The 14,338-nt window shown below is 71.4% G+C and carries 12 protein-coding genes; 10 read left to right on the forward strand and 2 right to left on the reverse strand.

Features of this window, described 5'->3' with window-relative positions; all coding sequences use genetic code 11:
- Window positions 1-111 precede the first annotated feature (111 nt).
- The 3 genes from ACZ69I_RS18450 to ACZ69I_RS18460 all read left to right on the forward strand — a co-directional run bounded on the left by ACZ69I_RS18450 (window position 112) and on the right by ACZ69I_RS18460 (window position 2,371).
- Complete coding sequence (locus ACZ69I_RS18450; protein ID WP_470833261.1) at window positions 112-726, forward strand: TetR/AcrR family transcriptional regulator; 615 nt, start codon at window positions 112-114, stop codon at window positions 724-726.
- Window positions 727-906: 180 nt separating this feature from the next.
- Window positions 907-1,608, forward strand: coding sequence for a ribonuclease HII (locus tag ACZ69I_RS18455; protein ID WP_467676849.1), 702 nt, complete (start codon window positions 907-909; stop codon window positions 1,606-1,608).
- Between the two features lie 79 nt (window positions 1,609-1,687).
- Window positions 1,688-2,371 (forward strand): hypothetical protein, encoded by a 684-nt coding sequence (locus ACZ69I_RS18460; protein ID WP_467676847.1) that lies wholly within the window; start codon window positions 1,688-1,690, stop codon window positions 2,369-2,371.
- Between the two features lie 180 nt (window positions 2,372-2,551).
- Here the strand turns inward: ACZ69I_RS18460 and ACZ69I_RS18465 are convergent, their stop codons facing one another.
- The gene (locus ACZ69I_RS18465; RefSeq protein ID WP_470833263.1) at window positions 2,552-3,190 is read right to left on the reverse strand and encodes a hypothetical protein; all 639 of its coding nucleotides are present in this window, start codon (window positions 3,188-3,190) and stop codon (window positions 2,552-2,554) included.
- Window positions 3,191-3,486: 296 nt separating this feature from the next.
- Between ACZ69I_RS18465 and ACZ69I_RS18470 the strand changes: the two genes are divergently transcribed.
- Window positions 3,487-5,646 (forward strand): RecQ family ATP-dependent DNA helicase, encoded by a 2,160-nt coding sequence (locus tag ACZ69I_RS18470; protein ID WP_470833265.1) that lies wholly within the window; start codon window positions 3,487-3,489, stop codon window positions 5,644-5,646.
- Window positions 5,647-5,679: 33 nt separating this feature from the next.
- On the opposite strand, the gene ACZ69I_RS18475 is transcribed toward ACZ69I_RS18470, so the two are convergent.
- The gene (locus tag ACZ69I_RS18475) at window positions 5,680-6,627 is read right to left on the reverse strand and encodes a methionyl-tRNA formyltransferase (protein WP_467676841.1); all 948 of its coding nucleotides are present in this window, start codon (window positions 6,625-6,627) and stop codon (window positions 5,680-5,682) included.
- A gap of 234 nt (window positions 6,628-6,861) precedes the next feature.
- Here ACZ69I_RS18475 and ACZ69I_RS18480 point away from each other — a divergent pair, with 234 nt between their 5' ends.
- From ACZ69I_RS18480 to ACZ69I_RS18505, 6 genes are all read left to right on the forward strand, one after another.
- On the forward strand, window positions 6,862-8,217 hold the full coding sequence (locus ACZ69I_RS18480) for a lysine N(6)-hydroxylase/L-ornithine N(5)-oxygenase family protein (RefSeq protein WP_470833266.1): 1,356 nt from the start codon (window positions 6,862-6,864) through the stop codon (window positions 8,215-8,217).
- A 71-nt stretch (window positions 8,218-8,288) separates the two neighbouring features.
- Window positions 8,289-9,347 (forward strand): FecCD family ABC transporter permease, encoded by a 1,059-nt coding sequence (locus ACZ69I_RS18485; protein WP_467676837.1) that lies wholly within the window; start codon window positions 8,289-8,291, stop codon window positions 9,345-9,347.
- On the forward strand, window positions 9,344-10,405 hold the full coding sequence (locus ACZ69I_RS18490; RefSeq protein WP_467676835.1) for a FecCD family ABC transporter permease: 1,062 nt from the start codon (window positions 9,344-9,346) through the stop codon (window positions 10,403-10,405). The genes ACZ69I_RS18485 and ACZ69I_RS18490 overlap by 4 nt, the downstream gene beginning before the upstream one ends.
- A 58-nt stretch (window positions 10,406-10,463) precedes the next feature.
- Complete coding sequence (locus tag ACZ69I_RS18495) at window positions 10,464-11,303, forward strand: ABC transporter ATP-binding protein (RefSeq protein ID WP_467676833.1); 840 nt, start codon at window positions 10,464-10,466, stop codon at window positions 11,301-11,303.
- A 130-nt stretch (window positions 11,304-11,433) separates the two neighbouring features.
- Window positions 11,434-12,483 carry an iron-siderophore ABC transporter substrate-binding protein gene (locus ACZ69I_RS18500; protein WP_467676831.1) on the forward strand — a complete coding sequence of 350 codons (1,050 nt, stop codon included), beginning with the start codon at window positions 11,434-11,436 and terminating at the stop codon, window positions 12,481-12,483.
- A gap of 46 nt (window positions 12,484-12,529) precedes the next feature.
- Window positions 12,530-14,332 carry an ABC transporter ATP-binding protein gene (locus tag ACZ69I_RS18505; RefSeq protein ID WP_467676829.1) on the forward strand — a complete coding sequence of 601 codons (1,803 nt, stop codon included), beginning with the start codon at window positions 12,530-12,532 and terminating at the stop codon, window positions 14,330-14,332.
- The last annotated feature ends 6 nt before the right edge of the window (window positions 14,333-14,338 follow it).

Consider the following 14,338-nt stretch of genomic DNA (forward strand, 5'->3'; position numbering starts at 1 on the left):
AACGGTCCCGTTCACTGTTCACTACGACGGTAGTGACTCCACTTGAGTGAACGCAAGCGTTCACTCACCTTTGTTCCCGGACCCGCCTGCTCGCCCAACGGAGAGATATAGATGGCTACTTCGCGCTGGACGGCCGTTCCCGCCCGGACGGTTTCCCCGCGTCGCCGGGGGCCGGTTCTGGAGCGGGCGATCCTCGACGCCGCCCTCGACCAGCTCAGTACGGTCGGCTGGAGCGGGCTGACGATGGAGGGGGTGGCCGCGGGCGCGCAGACCGGCAAGGCCGCCGTGTACCGCCGCTGGCCGTCCAAGGAGGACCTCGTCGCGCACGCGCTGCGGGACGGCCTGCCGAGCCTGGACGCCGTCCCGGATCTCGGCAGCGTCCGGGAGGATCTGTTGCAGCTGTGCAAGCAGATGCGGGTGACGATGTTCTCGCGGCCCGGGTTCGCCCTGCGTGCGGTGCTTCACGAGTGCGACGCGGCGACGGCCGAGCGCTTCCACGAGGTGATCTTCGAAGGCGTCATCGAGCCGAGCGTGAAACTGATCAAGGAGGTCCTGCGCCGCGGGATCGAGCGCGGAGAGGTCCGTTCCGGTGGGACGGAGGCCTTTGTGTGCGACGTGATTCCGGCGATGTTCATGTACCGCACGAAGGTGTGCGGGAGCGAATGGCGGGACGAGGAATTCGAGGCATTCATCGACCAGGTGATGGTCCCGCTGCTGCGTCCGTAAGGGTCGGCGCCGGGTGGTACCAGGGCGGGTGGCCCATCACGGAGTGGCCAGTGGCCCATCACGGAGTCGCCAGTGGCCCGTCGCGGGGCGGCCGGTGGGCCGTCACGAAGTGGCCGGTGGGCCGTCACGGGGTGCCTGGGTGTCGCGGGCCCTCCCGGGCGGCGTAGGCTGATGAGCGCCATGCCGTACGAAGCACCCACCCACACCGTCGAGCGCTCCCTGCGCGCCACCACCGGAGCGAAGATCGTCGCCGGTGTCGACGAGGTCGGGCGCGGCGCGTGGGCGGGCCCGGTCACCGTATGCGCGGCGATCACGGGACTGCGCCGGCCGCCCGAAGGGCTCACCGACTCCAAGCTGATCAGCCCCAAGCGGCGCACCTCGCTCGCGCTGGAGCTGGAGAGCTGGGTCACGGCGCACGCCCTGGGCCACGCCTCGCACGAGGAGATCGACGAGCTCGGGATGACGGCCGCGCTGCGGCTCGCCGCGGTGCGTGCTCTGGAGGGGCTGCCGGTCCGTCCGGACGCGGTCATCCTCGACGGGAAGCACAACTACCTCGGCGCTCCCTGGCAGGTTCGTACGGTGATCAAGGGGGACCAGTCCTGTGTGGCCGTCGCCGCGGCTTCCGTGATCGCGAAAGTCCGGCGCGACAAAATGATGGCCGAACTGGGCATCGAACATGCAGACTTCGGTTTTGCGGCCAACGCCGGTTATCCGTCGCCGGTGCACAAGGCCGCGCTGGCGGAGCGGGGGCCTACCCCGTACCACCGGCTCACGTGGGCGTATCTTGATGCGCTGCCCCAGTGGCGGCACCTCAAGAAGGCCCGCAGCTGGGCGGACGGAAATGTTCCGGAAATCGAGGGTCAGCTCGGCTTTGAGTTCTGACGCTTTTCCGGCCCTTCCGATCGCACTCATGTGCCACCCGCCGACGCGCGTCGCATCGGCGTTTGATAGACAACACTTCATGCCTCTCATTCCCGAGGAGCCTCAGATTCACGAGAGTGCCCAGGGTCCCCGCGCCACGCAGGCCAGTGGCCGCACCGCGCCGACCCCCCGCCCCGTACCCGGCCCGCGTCCCGCGGCTCCGCCGCGCCCCGGCCGTCCGGGCCCTGCCCGGCCGATGCCGCCCGCGCAGCGAACGCCGCACGATGCGGCAGCCAAGCCCGGGCCCTCCGCCCCGGCTGCCCCCGGCCCCTCCGCCGCGGCCCCCGCTCCTTCCGGAGCGGCCGTCGGTGGAGCCACCGCCACGGTGGCCCCGGTTCCGCAGATCCAGCTCATCCCGGCTTCGGCCGAGGGCGCGCTGGACGCGGCCGAGGAGGCCGTCGACCTCCTGCTCGACACCGGGCGTCCCCCGGGTGAGGTCCTGGTGATCACCACCGGCGACCCCCACCCGTGGGCCACGCACGAGCTGTCCTTCGGGGAGACCGCCTACTGGGCCCAGCACGACGCGGGCGACGACGTCTTCTACGCCGACGCCGCCGCGCTCACCCGTGCCTCGGCCCGGCCCGTGGTCGTCGTCGCCGTCAATGGCGGCGACGAAGCGACCGCGGTCGCGGCCCTGCCGACGGCGCTCACCCGCGCGAGCACCCTGCTGATCGTCTGCGGTGACCCGCAGCGCATCAACTCGATGCTGGGCGCGGGCGTCTGACACCGGAGTCCGGCAGGCGGTGGCGCCGCGCGGCCCGGGCCGCACGCTAGTGCCCTTCGGCACCCGGCCGCGCGGAAGCACGGTGCGGGGGCCGACGTGCGCCGTGCGCGTGCCGCGTGTACGCGTACGGCCCCGTACGCGGCAGCCGTACCGGCGAACGGCGTGCAGTCGTCCCGGAGATCAGCGTGCCGCCGCCCGCCGCAGTACGTCGGAGGCGGCGCCTCCGGTGCGGGGCGCCGGCGGATCGGTCCCGGCGAAGGCCTCGGGTGGTGAGTCGGCGCTCGGCCGGCGGCCGCCACGGCCCTCGCCGAGCACGTGCCAGCCGTCGCGCGTCAGCGTGATGTACGCGCCGCAGCGCAGCCCGTGCAGGGTGCAGGCGTCCCGTAGGCCCCACATCCAGGCCCCGTCCTCCTGGGTCCAACGGGCGTCCCCGGCACGGCAGTAGAGCAGTACGGCGGTGCGCACCGGCGTGCGGCGGCGCAGGTCGTGCGGGATGATCCGGCGCAACTGCGCGAGCAGCGCGTTGCGGAAGACCCAGCCGTCCGTCGGGGTCGTCCGCCCGCTGAACGAGGCGCTCGCCCGCAGCCGTTCGTCCGGATCCAGCACCGCCACGACCGCCGTCGCGGGGGTCGGCCGGTGGCGCGTGTGCAGACCGCTGACGACCTCACGAGGGTTGCGCAGCAGGGGAATTCCCGCGGCCGACCACTCGGCGGGCTCCAGCGTCCGGGCCAGTCGGTGGGCGGAGTCCGCGGACGGCTCGACGGATGCCGGGGGCTCCGGCACCTGTGCCGCGGCGGACGTGGCGGATCCGAAGGTCACGGTCCTCCCTTCGGCTGTACGCCCCTGGAGGGCGTGGTCGGACTGGGGGAGCGCACCGCGGCAGGGCCCTGCCGGTTCACGGGGAGCGCACGGGGTCGGAGTCAATTCTTCCCGCCGTGGTCGCTCGCGGCAATGCGCCGGGGGCGATGCGCACCGAGGTCCCGGAGCAAACGATGCACTGCCCATATTCCTGCCCAGGGCGTTGACCTTCGACGCGTGTGTCCGGTGACCTTCGAGGCGTGCGTCCGGCCGTGGCGGATTGGGCGATTGTCAGTGGCATCGGGTTGCATGGGGGCATGGACAACCTGGAGCTCCGCACCGAAGCCGACGCCATCCTCGCCGAGCTCGTCGGTGGCCCGGGGGGTTCGGCGCGGCTGCGCGAGGACCAGTGGCAGGCGGTGGCGGCGCTGGTCGAGGAGCGTCGGCGCGCCCTGGTGGTGCAGCGCACCGGCTGGGGCAAGTCGGCGGTGTACTTCGTGGCCACCGCCCTGCTGCGGCGGCGCGGCGCGGGACCCACGGTGATCATCTCGCCGCTGCTGGCCCTGATGCGCAACCAGGTCGAGTCGGCGGCCCGGGCCGGCATCCAGGCCCGCACCATCAACTCGGCCAACCCGGAGGAGTGGGACGCCATCTACGGCGAGGTCGAGCGCGGCGAGACCGACGTCCTCCTCGTCAGCCCCGAGCGGCTCAACTCGGTGGACTTCCGCGATCAGGTGCTGCCCAAGCTCGCGGCCACGACCGGACTGCTCGTGGTGGACGAGGCGCACTGCATCTCCGACTGGGGACACGACTTCCGGCCGGACTACCGCCGGTTGCGGGCGATGCTGACCGAGCTTCCGGCCGGTGTGCCGGTCCTCGCCACCACCGCGACGGCGAACGCGCGCGTCACCGCGGACGTCGCCGAACAGCTGGGCACCGGCGCGGGCGAGGCCCTCGTGCTGCGCGGTCCGCTGGACAGGGAGAGCCTGCGGCTCGGCGCGGTCCGGCTGCCGGACGCCGCGCACCGGCTGGCCTGGCTCGCCGAGCACCTGGACGAGCTCCAGGGTTCCGGCATCATCTACGCCCTGACCGTCGCCGCGGCCGAGGAGGCCACCGCCTTCCTGCGGCAGCGCGGTTTCACGGTGGCCTCGTACACGGGACGTACGGAGAACGCGGACCGGCTCCAGGCCGAGACCGATCTGCAGGAGAACCGCGTCAAGGCGCTGGTCGCCACGTCGGCCCTCGGCATGGGCTTCGACAAGCCGGACCTGGGCTTCGTGGTCCACCTCGGTTCGCCGTCCTCGCCGATCGCGTACTACCAGCAGGTGGGCCGTGCGGGCCGCGGTGTGGAGCACGCCGACGTGCTGCTGCTGCCGGGCAAGGAGGACGAGGCGATCTGGCGGTACTTCGCCGACACCGCCTTCCCGCCCGAGGCGCTGGTCCGCCAGACGCTCACGGCCCTCGCCGACGCGGGCCGACCGCTCTCCGTACCGGCCCTGGAGGCGCTGGTCGAGCTCCGCCGCACCCGGCTGGAGACCATGCTCAAGGTGCTCGACGTGGACGGCGCGGTCAAGCGGGTCAAGGGCGGCTGGATCTCCACCGGCCGGCCGTGGGAGTACGACGCCGAGCGGTACGCCTGGGTGGCCAAGCAGCGGCAGGCGGAGCAGCAGGCCATGCGGGACTACGTGAGCACCACCCAGTGCCGGATGGAGTTCCTGCGGCGGCAACTGGACGACGAGGGGGCCGTCCCGTGCGGCCGCTGCGACAACTGCGCCGGCCCCTGGACCGACTCCACCGTCTCGACGGAGGCGCTCACGGGCGCGACGAAGGAACTGGACCGTCCCGGGGCGGAGATCGAGCCGCGCCGCATGTGGCCCACCGGAATGCCCGCCCTCGGCGTGGACCTCAAGGGCCGTATCCCGGCCAAGGAGCAGTGCTCCACCGGGCGCGCCCTGGGGCGTCTCTCCGACATCGGGTGGGGCAACCGGCTCCGTCCGCTCCTTGCGGAGAGCGCGCCGGACGGGCCGGTCCCCGACGACGTGCTGCGGGCCGCGGTGGCGGTCCTCGCCGACTGGGCGCGCTCGCCGGGGGGCTGGGCGCCGGGCGTAGCGGACGCCTCGGCCCGTCCGGTGGGCGTCGTCGCCCTGCCGTCGCAGACCCGCCCGCAGTTGGTGGGCTCCCTCGCCGAAGGGATCGCGACCGTCGGTCGCCTCCCCTTCCTGGGCACGTTGGCGTACACGGGGCCGGACGGCGCGCACGCGGCGCGCCGCAGCAACTCCGCCCAGCGCCTCCGGGCGTTGTCGGGTGCCTTCGCCGTCCCCGGCGACCTGGCCGAGGCGCTGGCCGGGTCGCCGGGTCCCGTGCTGCTCGTGGACGACTTCACCGACTCGGGGTGGACCCTCGCGGTCGCCGCCCGCCTGTTGCGCAGGGCGGGCAGCGATCAGGTCCTGCCGCTGGTCCTCGCCGCGGCGGGCTGAGGCCGCGGGAGAGAGCGGCGGGAGGGAGGGCGATCAGGGGCGGCTGGTCAGGTAGCCGCCCATGGAGGTGAAGTACTCCGTGGCGGGCAACTCCCGGCCGTCCTCGGTCCGTACGCGCGTGATGGCCAGGCCGTGGTTGCGGCCGGTGCGGGCGTCGGCGCCCGCGACGATCACGACGCCCTCACCCTCGCGGTAGAAGATGCGGCCGGGCGTGCCGCCGTAGCGGCCCTCGGACACGACCGCGGTGACGACCTCGAGACGCTTGCCCTTGTGGAAGCAGAAGGCGCTGGGGTAGGGCGCGGACTGGGCGCGGACCAGACGGCCGAGGTCCTCCGCCGGCCAGGTCCAGTCGATGCGGATGTCCTCGGCGGAGCGCTTGTGGAAGAAGCTCGCCTGGGAGCGGTCCTGCTTGGTGAACTCCGTCTGGCCGGCGGCGATGAGGTCGAGCGCGCCGATGGTGACGGGGGCGATGAGGTCGACGGTCTTGTGGAAGAGGTCGGTGGCGGTGTCCGTCGGACCGACCGCGACCGCCTCCTGCCGGACGATGTCGCCCGCGTCGAGCTCGCCGTCCATCATGTGCGCGGTGACGCCCACTTCGGACTCGCCGTTGATCATCGCCCAGATGATGGGGGAGAAGCCGGCGTACTTCGGCAGCAGCGAGTCGTGGACGTTCAGGGTGCCGCGGCGCGGCAGGTCGAAGATGCGCGGGGGGATCCACGTACGCCAGTTGTTGGCCACGATGATGTCCGGGTCGGCGGCCTTGAGGCGCTCGAACAGCTCCTCGTCGTCGGGGCGGTTGCGGATCAGCACGGGGACGCCGTGCTCCTCGGCGAGGTCGGCGACGGAGTCGCTCCAGATCTTCTCGTACGCGTGCTCGCTCTTGGGGTGCGTCACGACCATCACCACGTCGTGTTCGGAGTCCAGGAGGGCTTGCAGGGTGCGGTGCCCCCAGGTCTGGTAACCGAACATGACGACCCGCATGGGGTTCCTCCTCAGAGCAGGGAATAGCCGACGACAAGTAAAGCAAGCCTTACCTTATTAGGCAACGCGTTGACTTTGTGCCCCAGTTGGAAGGCGGCTCCGCCCCGGCGGGTCGACAGCTTCGCCGGATTAGCTTAGGCTCACCTAAGTTCGGTGCGCTGCTGTGTCGACGTGCCCACGATCTGTACCTTCCCCCACGCCTGACAGGCGGCTTCCCCGCACGATGGGAGTGACATGTCACAGGTTCTTCCTGGCGACGCACCACTGGTCCACGACCTCATTGGCATCGGCTTCGGCCCGTCCAATGTGGCGATGGCGATCGCGCTCAGCGAGCACAACGCAAGCGTCGGCAGGGAGGAGACGGTCACCGCTCACTTCTTCGAGCAGCAGCCGCGCTTCGGCTGGCACCGCGGCATGCTGATCGACGACGCGACCATGCAGGTGTCCTTCCTCAAGGACCTGGTGACCCAGCGGAACCCCACCAGTGAGTTCAGCTTCCTCTGCTACCTGAAGAGCAAGGGGCGCCTGACCGACTTCATCAACCACAAGAACCTCTTCCCGCTGCGGGTCGAGTTCCACGAGTACCTGGAGTGGGCCGCGGCCAAGGTCGACGACCAGGTCTCCTACGGTCACGAGGTCGTGGGCGTCACGCCGTTCGTGCGCGACGGGGTCGTGGAGTACCTGGACGTGACGGTCCGGTCGGCGGAGGGCCTCGCCGTCCACCGCGCCCGCAACCTCGTCGTCGGCACCGGTCTGCGCCCCCTCATGCCGGAGGGCGTGGAGCGCGGCGACCGTGTCTGGCACAACTCCGAACTGCTGACGAAGGTGGACGGGTTGGAGGGCACGTCGCCCTCCCGGTTCGTCGTCGTGGGCGCCGGGCAGAGCGCCGCGGAGAACGTCGCGTACCTGCACCGCCGCTTCCCCGAGGCCGAGATCTGCGCGGTCTTCTCCCGCTACGGCTACAGCCCCGCCGACGACAGCAGCTTCGCCAACCGGATCTTCGACCCCGAGGCGGTCGACGAGTACTTCGAGGCGCCCGAGGACGTCAAGCAGCGGCTGATGGGCTACCACGGCAACACCAACTACTCCGTGGTGGACATCGACCTGATCGACGACCTGTACCGCGAGATGTACCGGGAGAAGGTCCTCGGCACCGAGCGGCTGCGCTTCCTCAACGTCTCCCGGCTCACCGGCGTCAAGGAGACGGACGACGGCGTGCGCGCCACCGTCAAGTCCCTCGTCACCGGGGAGGACGCCGATCTCGACGCCGACATCGTGGTGTTCGCCACCGGCTACAGCCCCGCCGACCCCGTCGGCCTCCTCGGCGACGTCGCCGACCGCTGCCTGCGCGACGACGAGGGCCGCGTGCGCGTCGAGCGCGACTACCGCATAGCGACCGACCCCGACCTGCGCTGCGGCATATACCTGCAGGGCGGTACGGAGCACACGCACGGCATCACGTCGTCGCTGCTTTCCAACATCGCGATCCGGGTCGGCGAGATCCTGGACTCGCTGCGCGCCCGGAGCTCCGGGTCCGCCTCCGGCGAGGCGCGGCCGGTGGCCGACGAGACCGGCAGCGCCGCCCGCTAGCACCTGTCCGGCGGTTCGGCCCGGCCACCGCCCGTGCGTCCCGGTCCGATCAAAGGGATAACGTACGTCGAATGAGCACGACTGCAGTGGAGCGCCCCGTGGCGAGGGGCACAACGGAGGCCCGCAGGCGGCGGGTTGCGGGTCTGGCCGCCCTTGCCGCGACCCTGGTGGTCGCGGCGGCGCTCTCGCTGGCGGTCGGCGCGCGCTCGCTGAGTCCCACCGAGGTGTGGCACGGGCTGTTCGCGGCGCCGGACGCCGACCAGCGGCTCACCGAGATCCGGCTCATCGTGCAGACCGTGCGGCTGCCCAGGACGGTGCTCGCCGTGGTGGCGGGCATCGCCCTGGGCGTCGGCGGCGCGCTGATCCAGGGGTACACGCGCAACCCGGTGGCGGACACCGGCCTGCTGGGGGTGAACGCCGGCGCGTCGTTCGCCGTGGTGTCGGCCATCGCCCTGTTCGGGCTCTCCAACCCGTTCCAGTACGTCTGGTTCGCCTTCGCCGGGGCGGCGGTCGCCGGTGTCGTCGTGTTCGGCCTCGCGAGCATCGGCCGCGGGGCGGGCAACCCCCTGACGCTCGCGCTGGCCGGGCAGGGGATCACCGTCTTCCTCGCGGCGATGACCACGGCCGTCTCGCTCTCGGACCAGAAGTCGCTGAACGCGCTGCGGTTCTGGAACGCGGGCTCCGTGGCGGGCGTCGGCTTCGACGTCATCTGGCCGGTGACCGCGTTCATCGGCGTCGGCCTCGTCCTCGCGCTGACCACGCTGCCCGCCCTCAACCTGCTCAACCTGGGCGAGGACGTGGCGCGGGGGCTCGGGGTGAACATCGCGCTGAGCCGGACCGTCGGCATCCTCGCGATCACCCTCCTCGCGGGCGCGGCGACGGCGGCGTGCGGCCCCATCGCGTTCCTCGGACTCATGGTGGCGCACGTGGCCAGATACCTGACCGGCCCCGACTACCGCTGGCTCGTGCCGTACGCGGGGCTGCTCGGCGCCGTCGTCCTGCTGGTCTGCGACATCGTGGGGCGGCTGGTCGTGCGGCCCGGCGAGTTGGAGGCGGGCGTGGTCGTGGCGCTGCTCGGGGCACCCTTCTTCGCGTTCCTGGTGTGGCGCGGAAAGTTCAAGAACGCATGAACGGGACAGACGTGAAGCCCTCGGTGGCGCCGGGCGTGCGGCTCGGTGGGATGTCTTTCGTATGGCGGCCCTGGCTGGTCCTCGTCACGCTGCTGCTCCTCGCGGCGACCTTCCTGGTGTTCTGCCTCTCCATCAGCATCGGCGACTTCCCCATCGGCATGTCCCGGGTGATGGCCACGCTCGTCGGCCGGGGCGAACAGGTCGACGAGTTCGTCATCATGGACCTGCGGATGCCGCGGGCGCTGGCCGGACTCGTCGTGGGGGTCGCCCTCGGGGTGTCAGGGGCCATCACGCAGTCGATCGCGCGCAACCCGCTGGCCAGCCCGGACATGCTGGGGATCACCTGGGGCGCGAGCGCCGTCTCGGTCTTCCTCGTGACGGTCTCGGGCGGCACCGCCGCGGCGATCGCCGACGCCGTGGGCCTCTCCGTGGCGGCGCTCGGCGGCGGTCTCGCCACCGGCCTGCTCGTCTACTTCCTGGCGTGGCGGCGCGGTGTCGACGGCTTCCGCCTGATCCTCATCGGGATCTCGGTGAGCGCCGTGATGCAGGCGATCACGACCTGGCTCCTCGTCTCGGCCGACATCAGGGACGTGGCCAGGGCTCAGGTGTGGCTGGTCGGTTCGCTGGACAACCGGTCGTGGGACGAGGTGTGGGTCGCCCTCTGGTGCTCGCTCGCCCTGCTGGTCGTCGTGGCCGCCGCCTCCTTCCAGTTCAAGCCGCTGCACCTCGGCGACGACGTCGCCGCGGGGCTCGGCGTCCGGTACTCGCGGGTGCGGGCTGTCCTGCTGTTGTGCGCGGTGCTGCTCGCCGCCGTGGCGGTGAGCGCCGCGGGCCCGGTCCCGTTCGTCGCGCTGGTGGCGCCGCAGGTGGCGATGCGCCTGACGCGGCATCCGACTCCGCCCCTCGCGGCCTCCGGTCTGACCGGCGCGCTGCTCCTGATCGGCTCGGACCTGACGGCGCGTGCGGCGCTGCCCGACAGCCTGCCGGTCGGTGTGGTCACCGCCGCGATCGGCGGGCCCTTCCTCGTCTACCTGTTGGTGCGGGCGAACCTCAAATAGCGGGTCCGGCACCGATAGCTGGTACAAAGGTGAGGCAAACCTAATATTAGGGGGGCTTGTGGTCGCTCAGTTCATCACCGAGATCGAGTCCGAGGTCGAGGCCGCCGTACGGCTCGCCGCCCGGGGCGTCTCCGTCGGCTACGGCGGCCGGACGGTCATCGACGACCTCGACGTGGCCATCCCGCCCGGGGTGATCACCACGATCATCGGGCCCAACGGCTGCGGTAAATCGACCCTGTTGCGCACCCTGACGCGGCTGCTCAAGCCGGTCAAGGGCTCGGTCGTGCTCGACGGCGAGGACATCGGCAGACTCAAGACCCGGGACGTGGCGAAGAAGCTGGGCCTGCTGCCGCAGGCGCCGGTCGCGCCGGAGGGGCTCACGGTGGCCGACCTGGTCGCCAGGGGGCGCCACCCGCATCAGAGCTGGCTGCGCCAGTGGTCGTCGGACGACGCCGGTGTCGTGGAGCGCGCGCTGGCCATGACCGGCGTCTCCGACCTGGCCGACCGTCCCGTCGACTCGCTCTCCGGCGGGCAGCGCCAGCGGGTCTGGATCTCCATGACGCTGGCTCAGGGCACCGACCTGCTGCTCCTCGACGAGCCCACCACCTACCTCGACCTGGCGCACGCGATCGACGTGCTCGACCTGGTGGACGACCTGCACGAGTCGGGGAACACCGTCGTCATGGTGTTGCACGACCTCAACCTGGCCACGCGCTACAGCGACAACCTCATCGTGATGAAGGCGGGTTCGATCCTGGCGCAGGGGCACCCGCGCGACGTGATCACGGCGGATCTGCTGTACGAGGCGTTCGGGCTGCGCGCCAGGGTGGTCGACGATCCGGTGGGCGACCGTCCGCTGATCGTGCCGATCGGCCGTACCCACGTTCAACTCGGCTGACCCGGGAGCAACTCCGCCGACCCCGGGAGCAATACACCAGTAAGGCTAGGCTAACCTCACCTTCACAGGTTAAGGTTTGGCTGCCCTGAATCAGGGGCGCAGCGGACAGCGCGAAAGCAAGGGAATCCGGATGCTCCTCCATCGAACGACGCTCACCACGCCCTGGCGGCGGCTCGCGACGGTACTGACCGCCGCGACCCTGGGCGTCGGCCTCCTCGCCGGCTGCGGTTCCGACTCGGAGGACAAGGCGGGCGACGACACGCAGGCGGCCGCCGGTGGTTCGTTCCCGGTCACCGTGGAGCACGCGTTCGGATCCACCAAGGTCGAGAAGGCCCCCAAGCGGGTCGTCACCGTCGGCTACACCGACGACCAGGCCGCCCTGGCGCTCGGCACCAAGCCGGTCGGCATGGTCGACCAGTACCCGAACCCGTCGGGCAAGTCCCCCGACATCAACACCCAGTGGCCCTGGGTGAAGGACAAGTGGGGCGACACCAAGCCCGACGTCGTCATGAAGAACGGCGACTCCGGCCCCAACTACGAGAAGATCGCCGCCCTGCGCCCGGATCTGATCATCGCGGTCTACTCCGAGATCGACAAGGCGGGCTACGACAAGCTCTCCCAGATCGCCCCGACGGTGGGCCGCACCAAGGGCGAGAAGGAGTTGTTCAGCGCTTCGTGGCAGGACAACACCGTGCACATCGCCAAGGCGCTGGGCAAGGAGAACGAGGGCAAGAAGCTCGTCGCGGGCATCGAGGACAAGCTCGCCGCGGCCAAGAAGGCGCACCCGAAGTTCGCGGACCAGACCTCGGTCGCGCTGTCCTGGTACAAGGACTCCATCAACCCCTTCACCTCCACCGACGTGCGCGGGCGGCTCCTGACGGGCATCGGCTACAAGTACCAGACCAAGATCGACAAGATCGCGGGCGGCAAGTTCTCCACCGAACTCTCCCCCGAGCGCACCGACCTCGTCGACGTCGACCGCATCGTCGTCATCAACGACAAGGCCGACACGGCGTCGTTGAAGAAGTTCGAACTGTTCAAGAACCTGAAGGCAGTGAAGAAGGGCAACGTGTCCTACCTGCTGGACAGCGAGGGCCCCGCGGTCGGCGCGGCGATGTCCCAGGGCACCGCGCTCTCCCTCCCGTACGCGATCGACGAGCTCGTCAAGTCGGTCGAATAGAGATGCCGTTCCACCCGTCCCGTCCCCGCTTCGACTTGGCCACCGTGTGAGCACCACCGAGACCCCCACCACCGACACCCCCGCCGCCCCGGCGACCCTGCGCACGGCGACCGGACGTGAGGCCACCCGGTGGGTCTCGACGCACTGCCGCGAAGTGCCCTGGCTGACGACCGCCACCGTGCTCAGCACGGTGGCGGGTGCCGCGCTCCAAGTGCTCCCCGTGCTGCTGCTCAGCCGGGTGGTCGACGGGGTGCGCGCGGGCGACTCCCGCTCGGTCCTCGTCACGGTCGGCGTGCTGATGGGGGCCGCCGCGCTGCTCGGCGCGGTGGCCACCGCGCTGTCGACGTACCTGATCGGCAGGCTGGGCGCGGATCTGCTCGCGCGGCTGCGGGAAGGCGCCGTGCGGGCGGTGCTCGGGATGCCGAGCGCGCGGATCGAACAGGTCGGCAGGGGAGACGTGCTCTCCCGGGTCGGCGACGACGTGGCCGTGCTGTCCAAGGGCATCCGCACGGCCATCCCCACGGTGTTCTCGGCGGGTGTGCTGGTCTTCATCGCCACGGTCGGGATGTTCGGCCTCGACTGGCGGCTCGGCCTCGCGGGCGCCGGCGCGCTGCCCGCGTACGCGCTGGCCCTGCGCTGGTACCTCCCCAGGTCCGCGCCGCTCTACCGGCAGCAGCGGGTGGCCCAGGCCGACCGCGCACAGGCGCTGATCAGCGGCCTGGACGGGATCGACACGGTCCGGGCGTACCGCCTGGAGGACAGCGTCCGCGAGAAGGTCACCCGGGAGTCCTGGCGGGTGCGCGACCTCGGCGTCGACGTGTTCCGGTTCTTCGGCCGCTTCGTCGGCAGGGAGAACCGCGCCGAGTTCATCGGGCTCGTCCTGATCCTCGTGGTGGGCTACGCCCTGCTGGAGGCCGACGCCGCCACCCTGGGCGAGGTGTCGGCGGCCCCGCTGATGTTCCACCGGCTCTTCACCCCGCTCGGCGCCATCATGTTCACCTTCGACGAGGCGCAGAAGTCGGGCGCGAGCCTGGCCCGTCTCGTCGGCGTACTGGGGGAGTCCGCGCAGGAACGCCTGGTGGGCGACGCCTCCGTCGAGGCGGCGGGCGCGGGACCGCACCCGGTGACGGTGGAGGGGCTGACGTTCACCTACCCGGGTACCGACGATCCGGTCCTGCGGGACGTCGACCTGGCGATCCCGGCCGGCGGTTCGCTCGCCCTGGTGGGCGCGACGGGGGCGGGCAAGTCCACCCTTGCCGCGCTGATCGCGGGCATCGGGACCCCGCAGGCCGGGTCGGTGCGCGTCGGGTCGCAGGACCTGGGCGAGCTCGACGAGGCGGGCGCGCGTGCCCTGGTGAGCATCCTGACGCAGGAGACGCACGTGTTCTCCGGCCCCCTCGCCGAGGACCTGCGGCTCGCCGCGCCGCTCGCGACCGATGCCGAACTGATGGACGCGCTGCGCACGGTGGGCGCCCACGGCTGGGTCGAGGCGCTGCCCGACGGCCTGGACACCAGGGTCGGCGAGGGCGGTGAGCGCCTGGACGGCACCAAGGTCGCGCAGGTCGCCCTGGCCCGTCTCGTGCTGGGCCGGGCGCCCGTGGTGGTGCTCGACGAGTCGACGGCGGAGGCGGGCAGTGAGGGCGCCGCCGAGCTGGAGCGTGCCGTACTGGCCGCCTGCGCGGGCCGCACCACGCTCTTCGTGGCCCACCGCCTCACCCAGGCGATGGCGGCGGACCGGATCGCCGTGCTGGACGCGGGACGCGTGGTGGAGCAGGGCACCCACGACGAGTTGGTGGCCCTCGGCGGTCGGTACGCGCGTCTGTGGCGGGCCTGGCGAGAGGGTAGTTAGGCAACC

This window comes from Streptomyces sp. NPDC036815 (assembly GCF_055609205.1).